At 66.1% G+C, this 22,912-nt stretch carries 21 protein-coding genes; 15 read left to right on the top strand and 6 right to left on the bottom strand.

Annotated elements, in window-relative coordinates; all coding sequences use genetic code 11:
* Nucleotides 1-32 precede the first annotated feature (32 nt).
* The 9 genes from K9F62_09390 to K9F62_09350 all read left to right on the top strand — a co-directional run bounded on the left by K9F62_09390 (nt 33) and on the right by K9F62_09350 (nt 8,046).
* Nucleotides 33-425 (top strand): class II SORL domain-containing protein, encoded by a 393-nt coding sequence (locus K9F62_09390; GenBank protein UJX42865.1) that lies wholly within the window; start codon nt 33-35, stop codon nt 423-425.
* Between the two features lie 207 nt (nt 426-632).
* Nucleotides 633-1,613 carry an aldo/keto reductase gene (locus K9F62_09385; protein UJX42864.1) on the top strand — a complete coding sequence of 327 codons (981 nt, stop codon included), beginning with the start codon at nt 633-635 and terminating at the stop codon, nt 1,611-1,613.
* Between the two features lie 74 nt (nt 1,614-1,687).
* Entirely contained in the window at nt 1,688-2,098 is a 411-nt protein-coding gene (locus K9F62_09380; GenBank protein ID UJX42863.1) for a hemerythrin family protein, read from the top strand.
* Nucleotides 2,099-2,198: 100 nt separating this feature from the next.
* Nucleotides 2,199-3,809, top strand: a complete 1,611-nt coding sequence (locus tag K9F62_09375; protein UJX42862.1) for a bifunctional aspartate transaminase/aspartate 4-decarboxylase — start codon at nt 2,199-2,201, stop codon at nt 3,807-3,809.
* A gap of 198 nt (nt 3,810-4,007) precedes the next feature.
* On the top strand, nt 4,008-4,574 hold the full coding sequence (locus K9F62_09370; protein UJX42861.1) for a TraR/DksA C4-type zinc finger protein: 567 nt from the start codon (nt 4,008-4,010) through the stop codon (nt 4,572-4,574).
* On the top strand, nt 4,558-4,782 hold the full coding sequence (locus K9F62_09365) for a hypothetical protein (GenBank protein UJX42860.1): 225 nt from the start codon (nt 4,558-4,560) through the stop codon (nt 4,780-4,782). The genes K9F62_09370 and K9F62_09365 overlap by 17 nt, the downstream gene beginning before the upstream one ends.
* Nucleotides 4,783-4,895: 113 nt before the next feature.
* Nucleotides 4,896-6,428: a methyl-accepting chemotaxis protein gene (locus tag K9F62_09360; GenBank protein UJX42859.1), complete on the top strand. Its 1,533-nt coding sequence runs from the start codon at nt 4,896-4,898 to the stop codon at nt 6,426-6,428.
* Between the two features lie 187 nt (nt 6,429-6,615).
* Complete coding sequence (locus K9F62_09355) at nt 6,616-7,167, top strand: hypothetical protein (GenBank protein UJX42858.1); 552 nt, start codon at nt 6,616-6,618, stop codon at nt 7,165-7,167.
* 600 nt (nt 7,168-7,767) lie between these two features.
* Nucleotides 7,768-8,046: a hypothetical protein gene (locus tag K9F62_09350; GenBank protein UJX42857.1), complete on the top strand. Its 279-nt coding sequence runs from the start codon at nt 7,768-7,770 to the stop codon at nt 8,044-8,046.
* 136 nt (nt 8,047-8,182) lie between these two features.
* Here K9F62_09350 and K9F62_09345 read toward each other — a convergent pair whose 3' ends face one another.
* Nucleotides 8,183-9,307 carry an aminotransferase class V-fold PLP-dependent enzyme gene (locus tag K9F62_09345; GenBank protein UJX42856.1) on the bottom strand — a complete coding sequence of 375 codons (1,125 nt, stop codon included), beginning with the start codon at nt 9,305-9,307 and terminating at the stop codon, nt 8,183-8,185.
* Nucleotides 9,308-9,502: 195 nt separating this feature from the next.
* The gene (locus K9F62_09340; GenBank protein ID UJX42855.1) at nt 9,503-11,533 is read right to left on the bottom strand and encodes a HAMP domain-containing protein; all 2,031 of its coding nucleotides are present in this window, start codon (nt 11,531-11,533) and stop codon (nt 9,503-9,505) included.
* Between the two features lie 202 nt (nt 11,534-11,735).
* Between K9F62_09340 and K9F62_09335 the strand changes: the two genes are divergently transcribed.
* Nucleotides 11,736-14,285, top strand: coding sequence for an FtsX-like permease family protein (locus tag K9F62_09335; GenBank protein UJX42854.1), 2,550 nt, complete (start codon nt 11,736-11,738; stop codon nt 14,283-14,285).
* Here K9F62_09335 and K9F62_09330 read toward each other — a convergent pair whose 3' ends face one another.
* Together K9F62_09330 and K9F62_09325 are read right to left on the bottom strand one after the other, a co-directional pair.
* Nucleotides 14,286-14,690, bottom strand: coding sequence for a hypothetical protein (locus K9F62_09330; protein UJX42853.1), 405 nt, complete (start codon nt 14,688-14,690; stop codon nt 14,286-14,288).
* Nucleotides 14,683-15,246 carry an RNA polymerase sigma factor gene (locus K9F62_09325; protein ID UJX43180.1) on the bottom strand — a complete coding sequence of 188 codons (564 nt, stop codon included), beginning with the start codon at nt 15,244-15,246 and terminating at the stop codon, nt 14,683-14,685. The genes K9F62_09330 and K9F62_09325 overlap by 8 nt, the downstream gene beginning before the upstream one ends.
* 225 nt (nt 15,247-15,471) lie before the next feature.
* Here K9F62_09325 and K9F62_09320 point away from each other — a divergent pair, with 225 nt between their 5' ends.
* Nucleotides 15,472-16,005 carry an AAA family ATPase gene (locus tag K9F62_09320; protein UJX42852.1) on the top strand — a complete coding sequence of 178 codons (534 nt, stop codon included), beginning with the start codon at nt 15,472-15,474 and terminating at the stop codon, nt 16,003-16,005.
* Nucleotides 16,006-16,228: 223 nt separating this feature from the next.
* Here the strand turns inward: K9F62_09320 and K9F62_09315 are convergent, their stop codons facing one another.
* Nucleotides 16,229-17,563: an ATP-dependent 6-phosphofructokinase gene (locus tag K9F62_09315; protein UJX42851.1), complete on the bottom strand. Its 1,335-nt coding sequence runs from the start codon at nt 17,561-17,563 to the stop codon at nt 16,229-16,231.
* Nucleotides 17,564-17,660: 97 nt separating this feature from the next.
* Nucleotides 17,661-18,023, bottom strand: coding sequence for a DUF2917 domain-containing protein (locus K9F62_09310; protein UJX42850.1), 363 nt, complete (start codon nt 18,021-18,023; stop codon nt 17,661-17,663).
* A 130-nt stretch (nt 18,024-18,153) separates the two neighbouring features.
* On the opposite strand from K9F62_09310, the gene K9F62_09305 reads away from it, so the two are divergent.
* The 4 genes from K9F62_09305 to K9F62_09290 all read left to right on the top strand — a co-directional run bounded on the left by K9F62_09305 (nt 18,154) and on the right by K9F62_09290 (nt 22,827).
* Entirely contained in the window at nt 18,154-19,641 is a 1,488-nt protein-coding gene (locus K9F62_09305; protein UJX42849.1) for a PLP-dependent aminotransferase family protein, read from the top strand.
* Nucleotides 19,642-19,764: 123 nt separating this feature from the next.
* Nucleotides 19,765-20,088 (top strand): STAS domain-containing protein, encoded by a 324-nt coding sequence (locus tag K9F62_09300; protein ID UJX42848.1) that lies wholly within the window; start codon nt 19,765-19,767, stop codon nt 20,086-20,088.
* A 13-nt stretch (nt 20,089-20,101) separates the two neighbouring features.
* Nucleotides 20,102-21,667: a SpoIIE family protein phosphatase gene (locus K9F62_09295; GenBank protein UJX42847.1), complete on the top strand. Its 1,566-nt coding sequence runs from the start codon at nt 20,102-20,104 to the stop codon at nt 21,665-21,667.
* A 206-nt stretch (nt 21,668-21,873) separates the two neighbouring features.
* The gene (locus K9F62_09290; GenBank protein ID UJX42846.1) at nt 21,874-22,827 is read left to right on the top strand and encodes a hypothetical protein; all 954 of its coding nucleotides are present in this window, start codon (nt 21,874-21,876) and stop codon (nt 22,825-22,827) included.
* Nucleotides 22,828-22,912 lie beyond the last annotated feature (85 nt).

The raw sequence follows: 22,912 nt of genomic DNA, 5'->3' as shown, positions 1-22,912 counted from the left end.
TACCATGCCGCCAAACCACTGCGAGGTGCAGCATGAGTATGGTCGATCTGTTTCAAACGGCTGACTGGAAAAAGGAAAAGCACGTCCCGGTGATCGAATGCCCGGCCAAGGTCCCGGCGGACGGCTTTTTCGACGTGCGCGTCTCCCTGGGCAAGGAAATCGCCCACCCCAACACCACCGAACACCACATCCGCTGGATCAGGGTCTATTTCAAGCCCGAAGGCGGAAAATTCGCCTACGAGGTGGGCAGCTTCGAGTTCACCGCCCACGGCGAGGCGGTCGAGGGGCCCAACACCGGCCCCGTCCACACCTTCCACGGCGTGACCTTCTCCATGAAGACCACCGCCCCCGGCACCCTGACCGCCGCCGCCTTCTGCAACATCCATGGCCTGTGGGAAGCCTCCCAGGCCATCAGCCTGGCCTAGGGCCTATTGAAGACCGTCTGGGGGAAAACCTTTCTTGCAGAAAGGTTCTTCCCCCAGGCCCCCTTTCCAAAGACTCTTAATAGTAACAGCCGATTACCATTACCCGTACAACACCCATAACGGCATGATATCGAGGAAAGGGAGAGCGTGAGAGGAGAGAACCCGTTGAAAGGGTTTCCCCTCGCTCGACCTGACAGGAGTATCGCCATGGAATACGTACACATTCCGGATACGGATCTGACGGTTTCCCGGGTGGCGCTCGGCACCTGGGCCATCGGCGGCTGGATGTGGGGCGGCAGCGACGAGCGGGAGGGCATCGCCACCATCCACGCCGCCCTGGACGCCGGGGTCACCCTGATCGACACCGCCCCGGTCTACGGCTTCGGCCGGTCCGAGGAGATCGTGGGCAAGGCCCTCAAGGAATACGGCCGCCGCGATCGGGTGCATATCTCGACCAAGGTCGCCCTGGCCTGGAAGGACGGGCAGGTCAGCCGCGACGCCAGCCCCGCCCGCATCGAGGCCGAGGTCGAGGATTCGCTTCGCCGGCTTGGCGTCGAGACCATCGACATCTATTTCGTGCACTGGCCGGACGGCAAGGTGCCCTTCGAGGAAACGGCGGCCGCCTTGGAGCGGCTGCGGCTGTCGGGCAAGGTGCGCTGCCTCGGGGTCAGCAACTACGACCCGGCCCAGATGGAAGCCTTCCGCGGCCGGGCCAGGTTGTCGTTTTGCCAGCCGCCCTACAACCTGTTCGAGCGGGATATGGAAACCGCCATCCTGCCCTACTGCAAGCGGCACGACGTGGCGCTCATGACCTACGGGGCGCTTTGCCGGGGGCTTTTGTCCGGGACCATGGGGCCGGATCGGGAATTTACCGGCGACGACCTGCGCCGGTTCGACCCCAAATTCGCCATGCCCCGGTTCGGGCAATATCTCGGTGCGGCCGGGGCCCTGGCCGCCTGGGCCAAGGAGCGCCACGGCAAGGAACTGCTCCCCTTCGCCGTGCGCTGGGTCCTCGACCAGGGCGTCGAGGTGGCCCTGTGGGGCGGCCGCCGTCCGGCCCAGATGGCCCCCATCGGCGACATCTTCGACTTTGCGCTCACGGCCGCCGATTTCGAGGCCGTTAACCGTATCCTGGCCGAACACGTGACCGACCCCGTCGGCCCGCAGTTCATGGCCCCGCCGGAATAATCCCCGGTTCGCCGGCAGGCCGCCCCGGGCTTCGAGGCGGCCTGTCCCACCACCTTGAAGGATGAGAATTCTCCATGCAGTCCACCATCTTCGACGACAGCCTGAGGACCGGCTTTGACGCCATCGACGAGCAACACCGGATGTTTCTGGACATGCTTTCCGAACTGGGGGCGCAGATACAGGCGGGGCACCATCGGCAGGGCGTGCTGGACGCCTTCCAGGGCATGCGGGCCTATGCCGACGGCCATTTTACCGACGAGGAGGCCACCATGGCCGGCTACGACTACCCGGATCTCGCGGACCATCGCCGCCAGCACGACACCTTCCGCAGCATGACGCGGGACCTGGAACAGCGCACCAGCGAGGGGCCGGGACTCTTGTCCCTGGAAACGCTCGAATACCTGGGGGAGTGGTTCGTCGGCCACATCCGCAACGACGACCAGCGCTTCGCCGCCTTCGCCCGGGAACACGGGACGACGGGCTGACGCCGGGAAAGCGGTTTCCCGGCAAGGCGATTTACCGAAACGCGGCCATGCCGTACCATGCCGTGGTCCCGCCTCTCCGACACCGCCAAGGAGGACACGCATGGCCGCCGACCGGGTCGCCGAAGAAAAACGGTACGAGCATCTCAGTCCCTTCGAGCTCAAAAACAAGCTGGCCGACCTGGCCAAAACCAATCACGAAAAGATGATGATCAACGCCGGCCGGGGCAATCCCAACTGGATCGCCACTGCCCCGCGCGAAGCCTATTTCCTTTTCGGCGGCTTCGCCCTGGAGGAAGGCCGGCGCGTGATGACCCGGCCGGGCATGGCCGGCGTCCCCGAACGGCAGGGCTGCGGCCAAAGGCTTTTGGCTTTTTGCGCCGCCAACGCCGACCGGGACGGCGCACGGTTTCTGACCGACGCCTACCGCTTTGTCACCGGCCGGCTCGGCCTCGACGGCGACGCCTTTGCCTACGAGATGGCCGACGCCATCCTGGGCGACCACTATCCAAGTCCGGACCGGGTGCTGCCCCTGACCGAGAAAATCGTCCGGGCCTACCTCGACGCCGCGCTCTTCGACGGCCGTCCCCCGGCCGGAGGCATGGACTTCTTTCTTACCGAGGGGGGCACGGCCGCCATCAGCTACCTTTTCAACACGCTCAAGGAAAACGGCCTGCTGACGCCCGGCGACACCCTGGCCATCGCCACGCCCATCTTTTCGCCCTACCTCGAGATTCCGCCCCTGGCCGACTACGAGCTGACCAGCCTGCGCATCGCCATGGACGAAAGCCTCGGCTGGCAGTTCCCGGAAGGCGAGCTGGAAAAACTGGCCGATCCCGCGGTCAAGGCGTTTTTCCTGGTCAACCCGTCCAACCCGCCGTCGATCAGCCTTTCAAGAGAATCCCTGGAGCGCATCGCCGACCTCGTGGCCAGCCGGCGCAAGGACCTCGTCATCCTCACCGACGACGTCTATGGCACCTTTGTCGACGGCTTCACCTCCCTGGCCGCCCTGGCGCCCCGGAATACCATCCTGGTCTATTCCTACTCCAAGTATTTCGGCTGCACCGGCTGGCGGCTCGGGGTCATCGGCATCGCCCGGGACAACGCCCTCGACCCCATGATCGCCGCCCTGCCCGAAGCCAAGCGCAAGGCCCTGCGGCAACGCTACGCCTCCATCACCACCGACCCGGACGGCTTGAAGCTCATCGACCGGCTGGTGGCCGACAGCCGGGCCGTGGCCCTAAACCACACCGCCGGCCTGTCCACGCCCCAGCAGGCCATGATGGTCTTTTTCTCCCTGGCCGAACTCCTCGACGCCGCAGCCCATGACTATAAAAACGAGGCCCGGGGGCTCCTGGCCGAACGCTACGCCGCGCTCTACCGGGGCCTCGGCATCGCGCCGCCCCATGACGGTCCCGGCTGCGCCCGCTATTACGCCACCATCGATATCCACAAGCTGGCGGCGGCGCGCTACGGCCGCGACTTCGACGACTGGCTGCGCGACGCCCACGAGCCCATCGACTTCGTCTGGCGGCTGGCCAGGGAAAAGGACGTGGTGCTCATGGACGGCGGCGGCTTCGCCGGCCCCACCATGTCCGTGCGCGTGTCCCAGGCCAACCTGGACACGCCGCAATACAAGCGGATCGGCCGGGCCATCAGCGAGTTGCTCGAGGACTACAAACGCGAGTGGGAAGCTGAGAAAAGACAGAAGTGAGAAGAGGATGCGAGAGGGGAAACCCTTTGAAAAGGGTTCTCCCCTCTCGCGCTCTCCCCTTCCGAAACTTTTTACCGGAAATCCACGTTGGGAAGAGGCCGAAGAGCGTGACGCAAGGCACACGATTTTACAACCACCCGTGATGGATTGCTTTTTTCCCGCGCCCCTGGGACAAGACGCGCCAAGGGAGGAAGCGGCATGGATACAACGCAATCCGAGACCTACGCCCGTCTGCTCGAAGAGGCGGGCCGCTTTCACGGCGACGTCTGCCGGGGCATCCGGATCGGCACCCGCATGACCATGGCCGGCCTGCGGGAAATCGGCATCACCGACCCCAAGGGCGCGGACCGCAAGGATTTGATCGTGTTCGTGGAAATCGACCGCTGCGCCACGGACGCCATCATGGCCCTGACCGGCTGCCGGCCCGGCAAGCGCACCATGAAGGTGCTCGATTACGGCAAGATGGCGGCCACCTTCGTCAACCTGCGCACCGGGGCCGCCGTGCGCGTGGCCGCGCGCGAGGACGGCCCGGACAAGGACGCCGATCCGGCGCTTCTCGCCACGATCCCCGACGAGGCGCTTTTCCGCCTGACCCCGGTTGCCGTGCCCCTGCGCCCCGAGGACCTGCCCGGCCGGCCGGTGCGGGCCTGCCTGTGCGCGCGCTGCGGTGAATCGGTCCTCGACGGGCGCGAGATTGTCTCCGGCGGGGAGACGCTCTGCCGGCCCTGCTTCGAGGGGCGCTGTTATTATGCATCGCCGGCCTGAGCCCTGGCTTGTCCCGACCTGCCTGTCCGACGCCGTCCTGCCCGGCCAGACCGGGGAAAACGTGGTGGAGCTGCGCTTTTCCGACTGGAACGGCAAACCGGATGCCCCCCGGGACGCCTTCGCCCCGGGCGACGCCCGGCCTATGGCCGCGCCGCTCGTGCGCCTGTTCCTGGAACGCGCCGCCAAGGACGCCTGCCTCGTCTACTGAACGCGTCCGCGCTGTTACAATTGCGCCCTTATTATTGCGGTTCGGGTGATTATACGTTACGGCCGACGTGTCCGCTGCCACGGATGTTTGTCCATTTTTTCCCGGGAGGCATCATGAAACGTCCGTTGCTGTTCGCCGTCCTTATCGCCAACGCCGTCCTCCTTGTGGCAAGCGCCCTGGCCGGCGGTATCCTTTCCTATTGTCTCCTGGGGCTTGCCTTCGTCCTCGTCTCGGGCTTCCTGCTGTGGGCCCAGGGACGCCTGGAAACGATGTTTACCTGTATCACCCGCATGTTCGCCTCGGTCGCCTCCGCCACCTTCGACTGCATACTGGAAGACGACCCCCTGCTCCGCGCCGATGCCCTGCGCGAATCCATCCTGCCCCATGAAAAGGCCATCAAGGAACGCCTGAGCAAGGACGAAGCCATGCTCGGCAACATCATCACGCCCATGGCCATCGTCGGGGAAGATGGCAAGATCAAATGGGTCAACCAGCACATGGTGCGCCTGACGGAAAACGACGGCACGCCGGAAAGCCACGTCGGTAAGAGCTTCTCCCGCTTCTTCTACAACGAGGAGCGCGAGACCATAGCCGACAAGGCCATCCGCGAACGCTCCCGCCAGAGTTCCAAGACGGAATTCGACACCCACAAGGGCAACCGCAAATACATCAGCATCTTCTCCACCCCTATCCTGGACTTCGACGACAACCTCATCGGCGGCTTCGTGTCCGTGGCCGACTTCACGGGCGTGGTGCTCAAGGAACGCACCATCACCGAGCAAAACCACCGCATCGCCCAGGGCGTGTCCGAAGCCACGGCCGTGGCCGAGTCCCTGGCCGACGCGGCCGAGCAGATGACCAGCCATATTTCCCAGTCCACCGAAGGCATGGAGGAGCAGCGCTCCCGAACGGCCGAAGTGGCCACGGCCATCGAAGAGATGAACGCCACGATCCTCGAGGTGGCCAGAAACGCCGGGGACGCCGCCGCGACGGCCAGCAAGGCCAATGCCATGGCCACCACCGGCGCGGACCTCGTGGCCAAGGTCATAAGCGTCATGGAGTCGGTCAACGTCAAGGCGGCCGGGCTCAAATCCGAAATGCAGGATCTTGGCGGCCAGGCCCAGGGCATCGGCCAGATCATGCAGGTCATCTCCGATATCGCCGATCAGACCAACCTGCTGGCGCTCAATGCCGCCATCGAAGCGGCCCGGGCCGGCGAGGCCGGACGGGGATTCGCGGTGGTGGCCGACGAGGTGCGCAAGCTCGCCGAAAAGACCATGACCGCCACCAAAGAGGTGAGCAACTACATCCGGGCCATCCAGGAAAGCGCCCGGCGCAACATGTCCGCCACCGACGAGACCACCCAGGGCATCGAGGACGCCGACAACCTGGCCCACGAAGCCGGCGACGCCCTGCACCAGATCCTCAATTTCGTGGAAAAAACCTCGGATCAGGTGCGCGGCATCGCCACAGCCGCCGAACAGCAGTCCGCCACCTCCGAGGAAATCAACCGCTCCACCGACCACATCAACCGCATCGCCGAGGATACCGCCGGGTCCATGACCCAGACGTCCGACGCCGTGACGAGCCTGGCCCATCTGGCCTCGGACCTCAAGACGTCCATGACCCGTATGCGGTTGGAATAACGTTCTTTCCCGTTTCGGCCCGGCTGGCGCGACCGCCCGGGCCGCCGGGACGCGAAGGTTCGGGCCGGGGCGCGGGAAACCGCGTCCTTTTCTTGCGCGGCCCGGCCAAAACGTGCACAATGCCCGGAAATGGGCGGCTTGCGTCGGCGCTGCCTCGCCACAGGAACCACACTGCCAAGGAGTCCCCATGCCCAAGGCCACCAACTTCACGCTTTTCAGCGGCGGCGCCCAGGGCGCCGAGGCCGAGTTCGGCCGCCAGGCCGAAAGCCACGGCGTCCAGGAAGTCACCTACACGTTCGAAGGGCACCGCATCGAACGCACCCGCGGCATCCGCGTCCTGACCCAGGAGGAACTGGCCAAGAAGGACGTGAGCCTCACCTACGTGTCCAAACTTCTGGCGCGCAAATTTTCCAACGGCCCGCAGATCCGCATGGTCCTGCGCACCATCATGCATCAGGTCGACGCCGGCCTGGAGATTTTCGTGGTGGGGAGCATCCAGGAGGACGGCACGGTCAAGGGCGGCACAGGCTGGGGCGCGGAATTCGCCAAGATCTGCAACAAGCCGCTTTTCGTCTTCTGCCAGCAAAAGGCCGGCTGGTTCACCTGGAAGAGCGACACCTGGGCCCCGGTGGCCGCGCCGACCATCACCCAGACCCATTTCACCGGCACCGGCACCCGGTTTCTCGAAGAATCCGGCAAGGCGGCCATCGCCGACCTGTTCACCCGCTCGTTCGGCTAGGCGTTCGCGAAAGAGCGTCGGCTCAGCCGTTTTCGTCGCCCGGAAGGGATACCCTCCCCTTCCGGGCGTTCCTGCCTGACCAGTTGAAAAGCAAACTTCTTCCTCCAAGAAGTCCTCGAACAGACGGGCCGGGATCTGCCCTGTCACCGTCGCGTCCGCATCGGCTGGCGCGCCGTCGTCTTGCGCCGCGCCAGCGCGAAACGGGACGCTCCGGCCGACCTCCCGGGTCCAACCCCCGCATCCCGGGTTCCATGGCCTGATCCCCCGGGCGGAGCATCCGCCTGCGCTTGCACATCTCCGCGCGTCGCCTGACGATCAGGCTCACTTCATGCGCCCGATGGGGCGGCCTGCGCCCTCGAGTAGGGTCGCTGGACTTTGCCGTCCGGGTGCCCCGGCGGGCGCGACAAGCATCTTCTACGATCGCCTTTTATATAAAACGTCTACGATTCCAGCGAAAATCAAGAAATACGACGGGGAAAATAATATATTGCATATAATAATACTTATATATAGAATAGGAATTATTCGTTCGTCTCGCCCGGTATTCCCCCTACCTGGCGCCTCATGCAAACCGCAACCCACGCAGCAAGGAGAGACATTATGGAAATCATCACGAAAAATGTCGTCGTCGCCGGCGGGTCAGGCGAGGGCAACTATGTCGTGCCCGTTGGCAAAAGCCAGGAGTTCCTTATCGATTTTGGAAGCCGGCCTGTAAAAGCGTGCTGGTTCAACCCGATTGGACACCCCCAGGACTTCGGGCATTTCGAAGGCCTTAACGTGAGGCCCGGAACAGGCGACAGCAAGCACGTCGTGATCTTGACCATCCATCCTGTAAAAGACGCACAGATGCGGATCTTCATTTATGCTCTAGTCGACTAGAAGAGCGCGCATTGCGAAAATGGGGGGAAGGTCAGGCCCGCATTGATCGTATTCGATCATGGTGCGGGCCTGGCGATCATCCCAGGCATGGCTCCACGGCCTCCACCGCGGCGTCGAACTCCCGCAGGAACTGTGCTCAGCGTCCGTCAAAGGCGTCGAGCCTGGCGAAAAAGCGCTCGGCATCCGTTGCGTCGTTGTAGCAGTGCGGCGACAGGCGAATGCGTCCGTCGCGCAACGACACGGCCACGTTCGCGGCCATAAGCGCCTTGTACAGGCCCGGGGCGTCGGGATGGCCAAAGGCGATGATGCCCGAGCGCTCCTCCGGCGTCAGGGGCGAGACCACGGGCAGCCCCCGCGCGGCGAGCCCGGCGGCCAGGATGTCGACGATGGCGAAAATGCGGCGGGCGACCTCTTCCCGGCCGATCTCCTCGAACAGGGCAAGCGATGCGCCATACGCGGCGATGCCGGCGATGTCCTGGGTCCCGGCCTCGAAACGGCCGGCCCCGTCCTTCAAGCGAAAGGTCATGCCGAGTTCCTCGGCGTCGCGCATGGAGCGCCAGCCGGCCATGACCGTACCGAGGGCGGCATCGGCCTGCGGCGCCACGTAGAAGATGCCGAGCCCCATGGGCCCGAGTTGCCATTTGTGGCAGCCGGCGGCCAGGAAATCCACGCCCAGCCCGGTCACGTCCGTGGGCAGCGCCCCCAGGCTCTGGATGGCGTCCAGGCAATACAGCGCCCCGGCCTCCCGGCAAAGCGCCCCAAGCGGCTCCGCCGGAAGACGCACGCCCGTGGTCCAGTCCACCGTCGCAGCCGCCACCAGCCGGCAGCCGGGAATGAGCCTTCGCGCCGCGTCCATGTCCAGGCGGCCGTCGTGCTTGGGCAGCTCCACCACGGTCACGCCGCGACCGGCCAGATTATCGAAGGGAAAACGAACGGTGGGGAAATCCGGCCAGGTCACGGCCACCTTGTCCCCCGGCCGCCAGTCGATGCCGGCGGCCACGAGCGACAGGCCGTGGGAGGTGTTGCCGGTAAAGGCCACCCGGTCGGGCGTGGTCCCAAGGAGCCGCGCCGCCCCGTCCCTGGCCGCGGCCACGGCCGCCTGCCAGCGAAAATAATCGGCCGAGCCCCGCCGCCATCTGTCCTCGTACACGGCCTGTCCGGCGGCGCAGGCGCGCCCGGGCAGAGGCGAAACGGCCGCATGGTTGAAATAGACCGCTTCGGCCACAACCGGAAACTCCTCGCGCAATCGGGCCTGATCCATGAAGTCTCCTTATATGAAAGAAGAATGCGAGAGGGGAAACCCTTTAAAAAGGGTTCTCCCCTCTCGCGCTCTCCCCTTCCTAAATTTCTTAACTGTCAGGGTATTACGCCGACAAAGCACCCCTTTGAAAATCTTTGGAAAGGGGGTCTGGGGGAAGAACCTTTCTGCAAGAAAGGTTTTCCCCCAGTTCCATCTCTAAAACCGCTCGAAATCGTCGTCCTTGTCGTCGAGGTTGATGCCGACCCCGCCGGTCGACGTCTTGGCCGTGGCCGCATGGGGCGGCGTCTTGCCGGCCGGCCGGCCGCCGGAAGCGGGCAGGGCCTTGACCGTCCGGACCTGCCGGCGACCCGTGCCGTCCACCCGGAAGAAGGCCATGGTGCTTTGGAGCTGTTCGGCCTGGCTCGAAAGCTCTTCGGAGGTGGAGGCCATCTCCTCGGAAGCCGAGGCGTTTTGCTGCACCACCTGGTCGAGCTGCTGGATGGCCTTGTTGATCTGGTCGGCCCCGGAGTTCTGCTCCTGGCTCGCGGCGGCGATCTCCTGCACCAGGTCGGCCGTGCGCTGGATGTCGGGCACCATCTTGGTCAGCATGGACCCGGCCCGTTCGGCCACCTGGACGCTGGAGGAGGACAGCTCGGAGATTTCGGCCGCGGCCGAGCCGCTGCGCTCGGCGAGTTTGCGCACCTCGGCCGCCACGACGGCGAAGCCCTTGCCGTGTTCGCCGGCCCGGGCGGCCTCGATGGCGGCATTGAGCGCCAGCAGGTTGGTCTGGCGGGCGATCTCCTCGATGATGGAGATCTTTTCGGCGATATTCTTCATGGCCTCCATGGCCGACACCACGGCTTCGCCGCCCTTACGGGCGTCCTGGGCCGCCTTGACCGCGATGGACTGGGTCTGCTGGGCGTTCTCGGCGTTCTGCTTGATGTTGGAACTCATCTGCTCCATGGACGACGAGATTTCCTCGACGCTGGCCGCCTGTTCCGTGGCGCCCTGGGACATGCTCTGGGCCGAGGCGGAAAGCTCCTCCGACCCGGAGGCCACGTTTTCCGAGGCCGACTGCACCTCGGCCACCACTTCGCGCAATTTGCTCACCATCTCGTTGAGCGAGGCGGCCAGGATGCCGATCTCGTCCTTCTGATCGATGTCGAGCAGGCGGGTGAAGTCCCCATCCGCCATGGCCTTGGCGAAGTCCACGCCCTTGACCACCGGGCCGGTGATGGCCTTGGTCAGGAAAATGGCGATGAGAATGCCGAGCACGAGGGCCACGGCCAATCCGCCGAGCATGATCGTGGACGCAGTGGACAGGCTGGCGACGGCCTCGTTGGCGATACCCTGGGTGGCGTCCAGGGCCGCCTTGGCCATGGCCTCGGCCGCTTCCTGCACGCCGTTGCCGGCTTCCAGGCGCTTGGCGGCCAGCTCCTGCAACACCTTGTAGTTGTCCAGGAAGTCGCTCAGGGCCTGCCGGTACTTGCCGGCGGCGTCCTTGATAGAGGTCAGTTGCCGCAGGTTGGCGTCGGCGCGGGTCTTGCCCCGCAGCGTTTCCACGGCCTGCTCCAGGGGCGTAAATTCCTTGATGGCCTCTTCGATGGCGCGCGGATCGCGGTAGAGCTGGCCCCGGTAGTTGTTGACCCGGATGGCCGTGACCTGGGTGAGGATGCCGTCGATGCCGGCCACCTTGTCGGCGCGGTCGCGCAAGGCTTCGGCGGTCATACCCCTGGCGATTTCGTCGCGCAACGCCTTGGTCTGGCTTTCCTGGTACTCCCCGGTGTTTTTCACAAACGCGGCGGCGGCCACATCCAGGGTGCGCCGCACCGAGGTCAGGGCGTCCAGGCGCGACGACGTATCCGCAATGAGTTTTTCGTATTCCGTCACCCTGACCTGGGCCTTGCCCACATCCTCGCGCAGTTTGGTCAGGTCCGGATATTTTTCCGAGTGGGCCTTGGCCTCGCCCAGGGCCCGCTTCAGTTCGGCGAAATTACGCAGCCCGGCTTCAAGATCCTTTTTATTTTCACTATACCCATAGGCGCGGATATCCATCATCACCAGCGAAGCGGCCCGCTCGATCGTGTTGGCGATGGCGACTTCCGGAACGAATTCCTTGGCCAGCCGGGTGGACTGGATTTCGACGCCGTGCATGTTGACCACAGCCATGCCGCCGAGCACGCAGGCAATGAGGATCAACAGTCCGAAGCCGATGCTGATTTTGACGCCGAGTTTCATGTTTTTCACGTTCGTTCCCCCGTTGCTTGCGTTTCCCAAATCCCCACCCTATTACAAACCGCGCCACCCGCAATGGACGCGGGCACTCGAAGCTGCGCATCTTCATTACTTGTCTTATTTCGCTACGTGTTGCAATGCCAATAGTACTTTTCCAGACGGCCCCCCCGTCTCGCCATCTCCCGTAATGCTGGCAACAGGCAGGGCAAAGGACATGCGTTTTTCCAATGGGATAGGGTTGGCTCTGCGTCTGGCCGGGCGGGAACTGCGGGCCGGTTTCCGAGGCTTCGGCGTTTTTCTGGCCTGCCTGGCCCTGGGCGTCGCCGCCGTGGCCGGGGTCAAAAGCCTGGCGGCCTCCTACGAGGCCGGCCTCACCGAGGATGCGGCGGCGCTTCTGGGCGGCGACCTGGAGGCGGCCCTGTCCCAGCGGCCGGCGAGCGCCGAGGAACAGGCCGCCCTGGCCCGCCTCGGCCGCGTCTCCCACCTCGTGTCCATGCAGGTCATGGCCCGACGCCAGGCGACAGCCGGCCCGGCCCCCCGGACGCTGGCCACCCTGCGGGCCGTGGACGCGGCCTATCCGCTCTACGGCAGCGTGGCGTTGCGCCCCGCCATGCCCCTGGCCCGGGCCTTGGCCGTTCGGGACGGCCGGCCCGGCGCAATCGTCGCGCCGGAACTGCTGTCACGCCTCGGGATCGGCGTCGGCGATACGATCCTCGTCGCCGACGCGGCCTATGTCGTGCGGGCCGTGCTTGACCGCACGCCCGATGCCGCCGGCAGCCTGACCGCCCTGGGACCGCCCCTGCTCGTGGCCGCGTCCAGCCTGCACGCCGCCGGCCTGGACGGCCCGGGGAGCCTCACCCGCCACTTCTACCGTCTGCGGCTTCCGGCCGGGGGATCGGCCAAAAGCGCCATGGCCGCCCTGCGCCGGGAGTTTCCCACGGCCGACTGGCGGTTGCGCGACGCCGCCGCGGCCCAGCCGGGGCTCACGCGCTTCATGGACCGGCTGGCCGCCATCACCGCCCTTGTCGGCCTTGCCGCGCTGCTTTTGGGCGGCATCGGCATCTCCCAGGCCGTCTCCGGCTACCTCGACGGCCGCACGGCCTCCATCGCGGCCATGAAATGCCTGGGCGCGCCCCGCCGGCTGATCGTGACCACCTATCTCCTGGTGATCGCGGGGCAGGCCGCCTGCGGCATCGCCGTGGGCCTGCTCGTCGGGGCCATGGTTCCGGTCGCGCTCGGTCCGCTTCTCGGCACGCTTGTGCCGGTGCGTTTCCCGCCAGGCCCCTATCCCGGGGCGCTGGGGCTGGCCGGAGCCTGCGGGGCGCTGACCGCCCTGGCCTTTTCCCTGCCCCAGCTGGCCGCCGCCGGGCACGTGCCGCCCCTGCTTCTTTTTCGCGGCTACGACGCCCCGGATCGCCCGCATCTCGGACTGGCCGCCCGGCTGCCGGGCCTTGTCTGCCTGGCCGGGCTGTTCGCCCTGGCCGTGGCCTCCACCCCGGACCGGCGCCTGGGGCTGGGCTTCGTTGCGGCGGCCGTCGCGGCAACGGCCCTGTTTTGGCTTTTCGCCAGACTGGCGGTCTTTCTGGCCGGGCGCATCCCCCGCCGGCCCGGAATCCGGGGACTGGCCCTTCGCGCCGTCTCCCGCCCGGACAACCAGGTGGGGCGGGTGCTGGCGGCGCTCGGGCTCGGGCTTTCCACCCTGTGCGCCATGATCCTGGTGGAGGCCAATTTCCGCGCCGCCTTCACCGAGGACATTCCCCGCACGGCCCCGGCCTTTTTCTTCGTGGACATCCAGCCGGGCCAGTTGCCGGCGTTCCTGCAAACGGCCCGGTCCGTGCCGGGCGTCACCCGTATCGAGACCTCGCCCATGGCCCGGGGGCGCATCGCCAGACTTCACGGCACGCCCGTGGCGGAGGCGCGCGTGGAGCCGGACGCCCGTTGGGCCGTCCAAGGCGACCGGGGACTGACCTACGCCACGACCATGCCCGAAGGCACGCATATCGTGGCCGGGCACTGGTGGCCCAAGGACTATGCCGGGCCGCCGCTGGTGTCGGTGGATGCGAAAATCGCCGCCGGCCTGGGGCTTTCCCTGGGCGACACGGTGACGGTCAACGCGCTCGGCCGCGAGATCACGGCCACGGTGGCCAGCCTGCGGCGCATCAACTGGCTGTCGCTCGGCATCAACTACGTCTTCGTCTTCTCGCCCGGAGCGCTCGACGGCATTCCCATGACCTGGCTGGCCACGGCCTCCGTGGACAAAAAAAGCCCCGGCGATCCGGCCGAAGCGCTTTTTGACGCCGTGACCAAACGGTTTTCCAACGTGACCGCCATCGGCACCGGCGATGCCCTAAGCGCCGTGCTGCGCGTGGCGGACAAGGTCGCGGCCGCCGTGAGCGTCGCGGCCGGAACCACCCTGGCCGTGGGCATGCTGGTGCTGCTGCAGACCATGGCCGTGGGCATGCGGCGCAAATCCTACGAAGCGGCCATCTACAAAGCCTGCGGCGCGAAGCGGCGGGACATACTGGCGGTTTTTCTGGGGGAAAACGCCCTGCTCGGAGTGCTGGCCGGGTGCATGGCCCTGGTCATCGGCGGCGGGCTGGCCTGGGCCTTTGTGGCCTTTTTCATGGACCTGCCGTTTCGCTTTTTCGCCGGGCCGGCGATGCTCACGGTGGGGGCGGCGGCGGGATTGACGCTGACGCTCGGCATGGCCGGGCTTTGGCGCACCCTGTCGGGCAAGGCCTGGCCCTACCTGCGCAACGAATGATCAGTCGTCCGCGCCGTCCGGCCGCTCGGGCAGGCCGCGCCGACGTTCCTGTTCCAGCCGGTCATAGACGGCCAGTTGGCGGGGGGAAAGCATGGGGCGGATACGCGCATCGCTTTGACGCATGATATATTCGAGTTCGGGCCGATTGCGGCCGAACACCTGGGCCATCTCTCGATGGGCCTGCTCCCGGGCGGCGATAAAGGTCGCCCGTTGGGACGGGTTCAAGTCGAGCAGCCGCATTTCCTCGGCCTCGATACGCGCGCGCAAGGTATCCATCGGCTCGTTGTCCCGCGCCCGGCCCTCGTGCACGGCCTTGTAGGTGGCGCCCAGCCAGCCAAGCCCCACGCCCAGCAGACAAGCCGCGATCAGAGCCAGCCCCTGGGCCGTTTTTGTCCGCTCAGTCATGTTCCTTCTCCAGATAGGCCTTGAGCTTGCGCCGGGCGCGAAAGGCCCGGACCTTGACGTTGACCTGGGTCATGCCGGTCATGCCCGCCACCTCTTCCACGCTCTTGCCCTCGAGTCCCAAAAGCACCATCAGCAACCTGTCCTTGGGCCCGAGCACGGTCATGGCCGCCTCGAGCCGACGCCGGGCATCGCGGGCCTCGACCCTGGCCTGGTCGCGCTCGTCGGGCAGCGATTCCTCGAGCCCGGCCACCGTGTCCACGTCGGATTTGCGCCGGCGCAGCCAGTCGATGCAGGTGTTGGCCGCGATGCGGTGCAGCCAGCCGCGAAAGACCGCCCCGTTGCGCAACGTCCCCAGCTTCAGGTAGGCCTTGACGAAGATCTCCTGGGCCAGATCCTCCATGCCGTCGGGATCGTCGCAAAAACGCGAGACGAGATGCAAGACGCCGGGCTGATGCCGGGACACCAGGGCCGCAAACGCCCGCTGATCGCCCCGAGCGGCGGCGGCGGCCAGGGAGCCGTCGTCGATGCCGTCGAGTTTCGTCAAAAATTGTCCCATGCCCACCAGCCGTCGGCACGGCCGGGACCGGGCCGAGGTCACGCCCGCCACCCCGTCCATGCCGCAAGTCCCTCCTCGATGGCGCGGGCATAAACCCACACTGCCGTCTTGGGCGCGGCAAAGAGGCCTTCGGTTACACCCCGGCTCGACAGAAAGGCCCCGGAACGCTATTTCCCGGGCGCGGCGGACCGTTTTTTCCCGCCAGTATCCTTCACGGAGGCCGCCATGCCCCTTGCCGACGACCGCAACATCTACCTCATCGGGCCCCGAGCCTCGGGCAAAACCACCCTGGGCAAACGCCTGGCCGAACGCCTCGGCCGGCCGTTTACCGACCTCGACGCGGCATTTTGCGAAAAATATGGGGAAACCATCGCCGACATGGTCGGCCGCGACGGCTGGGACGCCTTCCGCAAGGCCGAAGCCGCCATCCTGGCCGAAACCGCCGAACAGCCGGGCCTGGTGGTGGCCACGGGCGGCGGCGTTATCCTCCTGCCCGAAAACCGCGACCTGCTGGGCAAGGGACTGGTTTTCTACCTCCAGGCCGACCCGGAACGCCTGGCCGAACGCCTCATGGCCGACCTCAACGAGGAACAACGGCCCAAATTGACGCAGCTCGGGCTGCGCGAGGAAATCACCGCCACCCTGGCCGAGCGCGAACCGCTCTACCTGGCCTGCGCCCACGCCAGCCTGCCCGAACGCCCCATCGACGAACTCCTCGAATTCGCCCTGCGCGCCCTGGCGGCCTGGGAGAGAGAATAGGGGATAGGGGAGAGAGGGAAAGGAAAGAGACTTCCCGGGGGGAACCTTTTCTGAAGAAAAGGTTCCCCCCGGACCCCCCTCCAAAAGACTTTTAATAGTTACAGATCATTACCGTCACAGCGTCTGTAACCGTCGAAAGTTTTTGGGAAGGGAGAGCGCGAGAGGGGAACCCTTTTTTCAAAAAGGGTTCCCCTCTCGCACACTCTTCCCTCTTCCCCCAAACTTACCTAGCGCAGAAAATGGCGGGGTCGTCGATGAAGGGCGTCACCGTGTACTGGCCTGTGGATTCGATCACCGAGCGCCAGTAGTCCGAGGCGATATTGAGCTTCTTGCGCCGCAGCGTCACGAGGTCGAGGGGCAGGTGGACGTAGCGGCCGTAGAGCTTGGACACCACCATTCCCGTTTTGCCGGCCATGGCCGCGTGCACCGCATTTTGTCCCAGAAAGCCGCAGTAGACCCGGTCGTTGGCATTGGCCGGAACCGACCGGACGATGTAGCTCGGGTCGATGAACTTGAGCGTCATGGGGATGTCGCGGTCGCGGAAATACGACTCGATCCTGCCGGAAAGAAATTCGGCGATGTCGCCGAGCACCGGGTTGCCCGAAGCGTCGCGCAGCCCCGTGTCCGGGAGCAGGTCCTGTCCGGCGCCCTCGGCCACGACGATCACGGCGTGACCGCGCCGGGCCAGGCGACTTTCCAGGGACGGCAAGAGCCCATGCTCCCCCTCCAGGGTGAAGGGGTATTCCGGCACCAGCACGTAGTTGACTTCCTTGAGCGCAAGCGTCGCCTGGGCGGCGATAAACCCCGATTCCCGGCCCATGAGCTTGACCAGGCCCACGCCGTTTAAGGCTCCGATGGCCTCGGTATGGGCGCAACGGATGGCCTTGGCGGCCTTTTCCACGGCCGTGTCGAAGCCGAAGGACTGGGTGACGAGGTTGATGTCGTTGTCGATGGTCTTGGGCACGCCGATGAGGCTGATTTTCGAGCCGCGTCGGGCGATTTCCTCCTGAATGCGCCGGGCCGCCTTCATGGAGCCGTCGCCGCCGATGACGAAGAGCATGGCGACATTGAGGCGCTCCAGGGCGTCGGCGATATCCTCCGGGCGCTGGGGGCCGCGGCTGGAGCCGAGCATGGTGCCGCCGAACTGGTGGATGTCGGCCACGTTGGCCGAGGTCAGTTCCAAGGGCTCGTGGCCGTAGGATTCGATGAACCCTTGCAGGCCGAAGCGGATGCCGAGCACGCCGGCCACGTGGTAGTTGTGGTGGGCCTCCATGACGATGGCCCGGATGACGTCGTTGAGGCCCGGGCACAGCCCGCCGCAGGTGACGATGGCCGCCTTGACCTTGGAGGAATCGTAGTAGATGCGGCTGCGCGGCCCGGCCAGTTCGAAGTCGGCGAAGCACGGCCCTTCGCCCGAACCGAATTCGCTGGCGTCGAGTTCCATCCGGGCGCGGCTGTCGTCGGCGAAGCGGCAATAGGGCAGCGGCGAGGGAATCTTGGCCGGGCCGAGAACCGGGATGGACGTGTCGATGGGGGCGATCGGACAGCTTACTTCCATGCGGCAGGCTCCTTTGCTGTCCTGGCGATAGCAGGTTGCGCCAAGCCCGGCAACACGATCCGGCGTCGAACGGATTGCGCCTCACCGACGAAAGGCTTCAGTCCCAGCACACCCGCGCTTCCGACGCGTCGCCCCGCCCGGAGATCACCACCTTGCCGCCCCGGGAAAAGCTCGCCCGCTGCCCGGGCGTCAGCACCGTATCCCGGCCGACGCCCGCCGCCGTCACCCAGACCGCGCCGCGCCGGCACTCCACCCGGCAAAACCGCGTGCCGGAAAGGCTCAGATATTTGCCCTGGCCCAGGCGCACGGTCAGCCGCCGCCCCGGCGTGAAAAAACGCTCGCCGGCCTCGGCCGCCACCCGCGCGAGCCGGTTGTCCCGCAAGCGGGAAAGCCAGGTGTCCAAAAGCCCGGGACGGGCCGCCGCAAGCTGTTTGTCTTCCTTGATCCGATCCGCAAACATGGCGTCCTCCTCATCTTTGCGCCGTCGGCCCCACCGGCGGCGCACTTCCTTTAGAGCAGAACGTCTGTTACCATGACAGACACAGTTCAAAGAAAAAATGGGCATAACAGATTGGGCAGGAGGAAACGCCATGGCCCTGACCGAGACCGACGAGGGCGTCTTCCGCTACGTCAGCGTGGAGCGCCATATCCTGGAGCGCATCGAGGCCGGGGAGCTGCTGCCTGGCGAGCGCATCCCGTCGCTGCGCGCCCTGGGAACCCGGCTTGGCGTCAGCGTGTCCACGGTCAACCAGGCCTACATGGCCCTCGAGCGGCGCGGGGTGGTGGAGGCACGGCCCAAATCGGGATTTTTCGTGCGTTCGCGGCCCGACCGACCGCCCGCGCCCCGGCCGTCGCGCCTGCCGGCCAAGCCGCCCACGGCCGTCAACCGGGGAGCGCTGATCCGGGAGGTCCTCGACGGCATGGGCCGGCACGACATGGTGCCCCTCAATGTGGCCCAGACCGACGAATCGCTTTTGCCCACGCGCCAGCTTTCCCGGCTTCTGGCCAAGGTGGCGACGGCCGGCGGCGAGTCGGTGGTGGCCTACGAGGGCGTGTTCGGCAATCTGGGACTGCGCCGCCAGATCGCCTGGCGTCTGGTCGAGGCCGGCATCGAGGCCCGGCCCGAGGACGTCATGGTCACCTCCGGGGCCATGGAGGCGCTGTACATCGCCCTGCGCTCGGTCACGCGGCCGGGCGACAACGTGGCCATCGCCGCCCCTTCCTACTACTGCTTTCTGCAGTTGCTGGAGAATTTCGGCCTGCGGGCCGTGGAACTGCCCTCCCACCCCGACGGCGGCGTGCGCCCGGATGATCTGGCCGCGGCCCTGGACCGCTTCGACATCAAGGTCGTGATCCTCACGCCCAATTTCAACAACCCCGACGGAGCGCGCATCCCCGATCCGGCCAAGGCGGCAATGGCGGCCATGGCTGCCGCCCGGGGCGTGCCGGTCATCGAGGACGACGTCTACGGCGACCTGTATTTCGACGGCGGCCGGCCGCGCTGCCTGGCCTCCTACGACACCGACGGCTACGTGCTCCACTGCTCCTCGTTTTCCAAGACCCTGGCCCCGGGCTTCCGGGTCGGCTACCTGCTCCCCGGACGCTATGCGGCCAAGGCCTTCGAGATAAAGGCCACCACCAACGTCTGCTGCGCCACGCCCACCCAGGCCGCCGTGGCCGAATATCTTTCCCAGGGCTCCTTCGAGCGCCACCTGCGCAAGATCCGGGCCGTGCTCGAACGCCAGGCCCGCATGATGGAGGAACGCATCCTGCGCCGCTTTCCGCCGGGAACGCGGGTCACCCACCCCGGCGGCGGCACGGTGCTGTGGGTCCAGCTGCCCGAGTCCGTGGACTCCATCAGGCTCTTCTACGAGGCCAAGGCCAAGGGCATCGGCGTGGCCCCGGGCAACATCTTTTCCAGTTGCGACCAGTTCAGCCGTTTTTTGCGCCTAAGCTACGGCAATGTCTGGACGCCGGTCGTGGACGAGGCCCTGACCACCCTCGGACGCCTTGCCGCGGTCCAGGCCGAAGCGGCGGACTTGCCTAAGGATGTCGATTGCCATAAGCACAACACGTAATCATCATCCACGCACCATACGCGTCCCCAATGCCATGTGCGCGCACATGGATTTTCGCGGCGCGCGCGGCAGGCTTCGCCCAACCCGCAGGCGCACCGCAGCCGAGTCCCAGGGAGATTCCCCATGGAAAAGCCCACCCATACGGAAACCGATCAGGCGCTGATTATCGGCCTTTCCGGCGAAATCGTCATGGACCTGGTGGCGGACCTCAAGGCCGAACTGACGCTTCTCATCGACGCCACGCAAAAGCCCGAGGTCGTGTGCGACATGCGCCGGGTGGACTTCATGGACAGTTCCGGGGTGGGGCTGCTTATCGGCATCCGCCGCCTGTGCGAGGACAAGGGCAAGGCCTTTCGCGTGGCCGACCCCAGCCCGGCCATCCGCAAGCTTTTTTCCATGCTGCGCCTGACGGAATTTTTCGCCATCGCCCCGGAAGACGCTTCCTGACCCCCCTGCCGCCATGCGCATCGCCATCGTCGACGACTCGGAGACCTTCACCGTCTACCTGCAAAGCCTGCTGCGCGGCGCGGGCCACGACGACCTCGTTTTTTACGACACGGCCGAGAAGCTGCTGGCGGCGCTGGCAGGCGACGGTCGCCCGCTGCCCGACCTGATCCTCATGGACTGCATCATGCCCGGCCTCGGCGGGCTGTGCTGCACGCGGCGCATCAAGGCGGACGCCCGGCTGGCCGACATCCCGGTCATCATGATCACGGTCAGCGACGAAGAGGCCAACCTGGCCGAGGCCTTCGCCGCCGGGGCCATGGATTACATCCGCAAGCCGCTGCGCCGCTCGGAACTTCTGGCCCGGGTGGACTCGGCGCTGCGGCTCAAGCAGGCCGACGACGCGCGCAAGGACCACGAGCGCAGGCTTCGGGACGAAAAAGACCGCATGGCCGCCATCCTGGAGTATTCCCACGACGGCATCGCCGTGGCCGGCCAGGACGGCCGCTTCGGCTTCGTCTCCCCCGGCATGGAACGCATTTTCGGACTGCCGGCCGATTCCTACACCACCGTGGACCGCTGGCTGGACATCGCCTTTCCGGACCCGGGCGTCCGCGCCGACCTGGCCGAGCTCATGACCGCCCGCCCGGCCCCGGGCCACGTCTGGCGCCGGCTCGCCCCCCATGTCGCCAAGGACGGCCAGAGCCGGGTCTGCCTGATCCATCTTTCCACCATGCCGACCGGCGACCTGATCCTGAACATCCAGGACGTCACCCTGTTCGAAAAGCAGAAGGAAGACCTGCAAAAGAAGCACTCGCGCCATCAAAAGGACCTGGAGGCGGCGGCCGAGATCCAGCAGAGCCTGCTTCCCCGGCGCTTCACCATGTCGCCCGCCATCCGCTTCGCCTGGGAATTTTTGCCCTGCGAATCCATCGGCGGCGACATCTTCAACGTCTTTCCCCTGGGCCCGGACCATGTCGGGCTCTATATGCTCGACGTGTCGGGGCACGGCGTGGCCTCGTCGCTGGTGGCGCTTTCGGTCTACAATTTCATGCACTACCAGCGGGCCACCCTGGTCGACCGTTCGGCTGGGCGCATCACCGTGGTGCCGCCGGAAGTGGTGCTGACGCGGCTCGACGCGGAGTTCCCCTTCGAGAACTTCTCGAAATTTTTCACCATGTTCTACATGACCCTGGACCTCGGCACGGGCAGGGTCCGCTACAGCAACGCCGGCCATCCGCCGCCGTACCGCCTCACCCCCGACGGGGACATCGCGACGCTTCCCGAGCGCGGCACCATCATCGGACTTTCGGGCTTCCTGCCCTTTCCGGCCGGGGAATTTTCCATGGCCCCGGGTGAACGGCTGATCGTCACCAGCGACGGCCTGGCCGACACCGTGGGCCCGGACGGCGCGTTTTTCGGCGAGGACCGCATCCGGTCCGTGCTGACGCGGGAGGCGAAAAAGCCCCTCGAGGCGACCCTTGCCGCCGTGCGCCGGGCGGCCCGGGATTTCTGCGGCGACACCCCGCCCCGCGACGACCTGAGCCTGCTTGGCCTGGAATTCGTCCGGCCAAGGGCCTAGTGTCGCGTTCTCGAAATTCGTGCATACGAATTTTGGGAATAATATATTTTGATAATTATTTTTTCTCTAAAAAATATTGTCATATTTTTTAGAGAACGCCACACGAGCCCTCGCCCCTGCTGCGGTATCCGCCCTGTCCCGCCTTGCCTCGCCCGGGCCGGCGGCCTATTATGTTTGGCCCTAAAATTCACTCTCCGGTGCCGCCTATGCCCTTTACCGTCTACCATGCCGCCCCGGGCCTCCTGCCCGAACTTATTGCCGAACTCGGCGACGCCGTCACCGCCGTGCGCGACCCGCTGGTCACGGCCGACGGCCCGCCCAGGCAGGCCGCCTTCGCCGCCAACGTCTGGACCGAGCCGGTCTTTATCCCCGTGGAGTCCATCGGCGACGCGGCCAAAAAGCTCAAGGCCATCCAGCGCAACTGGGCGCTCGTGCCGACAGGCCATTTCCGCCGGGCGGCGCTCGTGGCCGAAAAGCTGCCCAAAGTGGCGGCACGGCCCCTCGTTTTCGGCGCGCCGCTGCCCACCGCCCCCCTCGGCGCGTTCACCCTCTGGGAAGACAACCTGCTGCTGGCCTCGCCCGCGACCAGCGAGCCCGTGCCGGGCGGCGAGTACCGCTTCGCCGAAGACAAGGACGGACCGCCGAGCCGGGCCTACCTCAAGCTGTGGGAATTTTTCACGCGCACCGGCGTGCGTCCCGCGCCGGGGGAACTGTGCCTGGACATGGGCGGCAGCCCCGGGGGCTGGGCCTTCGTCCTGGCGAGCCTCGGAGCGCGGGTCTTCTGCATCGACAAAGCGCCGCTGGCCCCAAACGTGGCCCACGACCCGCTCGTGTCCTGGTGCCAGGGCAGCGCCTTCGGCCTCGATCCCCGCCACGCCGGGGAAGTGGACTGGCTCTTTTCCGACGTGATCTGCTACCCCGACCGGCTCCACGAATGGCTGTCGCGCTGGCTCGAATTCGGCCAGTGCCGCCGCTTCGTGCTGACGGTCAAACTGCAAGGCGAAACCGACTTCACGCTACTGGACAAATTCCGCGCCATCCCCGGCTCGCGCCTGCTCCACCTCTCCCACAACAAGCACGAACTGACGTTCGCACTGTTGGGGCAGGAGAAGGAGAAGAAGGAGGAGGATGCCTCCGGCGGCCAGGGGGAAACTTTTTGAAAAAAGTTTCCCCCTGGACCCCTTTCCAAAACTTTTGACGGGGTGGGGGACTGGGAAGGCGTAGGGTTGGCGGGATACCGGAGTT

The organism is Desulfovibrio sp. JY (assembly GCA_021730285.1).
GTDB lineage: Bacteria > Desulfobacterota > Desulfovibrionia > Desulfovibrionales > Desulfovibrionaceae > Solidesulfovibrio.
This window is presented reverse-complemented; position numbering and strand designations above follow the sequence as displayed.

Excerpts from the sequence above, each read along its gene's own strand:
- K9F62_09320 (UJX42852.1), top strand. The coding sequence starts at position 15,472 with ATGCCCCTTGCCGACGACCGCAACATCTACCTCATCGGGCCCCGAGCC.
- K9F62_09290 (UJX42846.1), top strand. The coding sequence starts at position 21,874 with ATGCCCTTTACCGTCTACCATGCCGCCCCGGGCCTCCTGCCCGAACTT.
- K9F62_09380 (UJX42863.1), top strand. The coding sequence starts at position 1,688 with ATGCAGTCCACCATCTTCGACGACAGCCTGAGGACCGGCTTTGACGCC.
- K9F62_09360 (UJX42859.1), top strand. The coding sequence starts at position 4,896 with ATGAAACGTCCGTTGCTGTTCGCCGTCCTTATCGCCAACGCCGTCCTC.
- K9F62_09300 (UJX42848.1), top strand. The coding sequence starts at position 19,765 with ATGGAAAAGCCCACCCATACGGAAACCGATCAGGCGCTGATTATCGGC.
- K9F62_09305 (UJX42849.1), top strand. The coding sequence starts at position 18,154 with ATGGCCCTGACCGAGACCGACGAGGGCGTCTTCCGCTACGTCAGCGTG.
- K9F62_09335 (UJX42854.1), top strand. The coding sequence starts at position 11,736 with ATGCGTTTTTCCAATGGGATAGGGTTGGCTCTGCGTCTGGCCGGGCGG.
- K9F62_09385 (UJX42864.1), top strand. The coding sequence starts at position 633 with ATGGAATACGTACACATTCCGGATACGGATCTGACGGTTTCCCGGGTG.
- K9F62_09370 (UJX42861.1), top strand. The coding sequence starts at position 4,008 with ATGGATACAACGCAATCCGAGACCTACGCCCGTCTGCTCGAAGAGGCG.
- K9F62_09390 (UJX42865.1), top strand. The coding sequence starts at position 33 with ATGAGTATGGTCGATCTGTTTCAAACGGCTGACTGGAAAAAGGAAAAG.
- K9F62_09295 (UJX42847.1), top strand. The coding sequence starts at position 20,102 with ATGCGCATCGCCATCGTCGACGACTCGGAGACCTTCACCGTCTACCTG.
- K9F62_09315 (UJX42851.1), bottom strand. The coding sequence starts at position 17,563 with ATGGAAGTAAGCTGTCCGATCGCCCCCATCGACACGTCCATCCCGGTT.
- K9F62_09325 (UJX43180.1), bottom strand. The coding sequence starts at position 15,246 with ATGGGACAATTTTTGACGAAACTCGACGGCATCGACGACGGCTCCCTG.
- K9F62_09350 (UJX42857.1), top strand. The coding sequence starts at position 7,768 with ATGGAAATCATCACGAAAAATGTCGTCGTCGCCGGCGGGTCAGGCGAG.
- K9F62_09330 (UJX42853.1), bottom strand. The coding sequence starts at position 14,690 with ATGACTGAGCGGACAAAAACGGCCCAGGGGCTGGCTCTGATCGCGGCT.
- K9F62_09345 (UJX42856.1), bottom strand. The coding sequence starts at position 9,307 with ATGGATCAGGCCCGATTGCGCGAGGAGTTTCCGGTTGTGGCCGAAGCG.
- K9F62_09310 (UJX42850.1), bottom strand. The coding sequence starts at position 18,023 with ATGTTTGCGGATCGGATCAAGGAAGACAAACAGCTTGCGGCGGCCCGT.
- K9F62_09355 (UJX42858.1), top strand. The coding sequence starts at position 6,616 with ATGCCCAAGGCCACCAACTTCACGCTTTTCAGCGGCGGCGCCCAGGGC.
- K9F62_09365 (UJX42860.1), top strand. The coding sequence starts at position 4,558 with ATGCATCGCCGGCCTGAGCCCTGGCTTGTCCCGACCTGCCTGTCCGAC.
- K9F62_09375 (UJX42862.1), top strand. The coding sequence starts at position 2,199 with ATGGCCGCCGACCGGGTCGCCGAAGAAAAACGGTACGAGCATCTCAGT.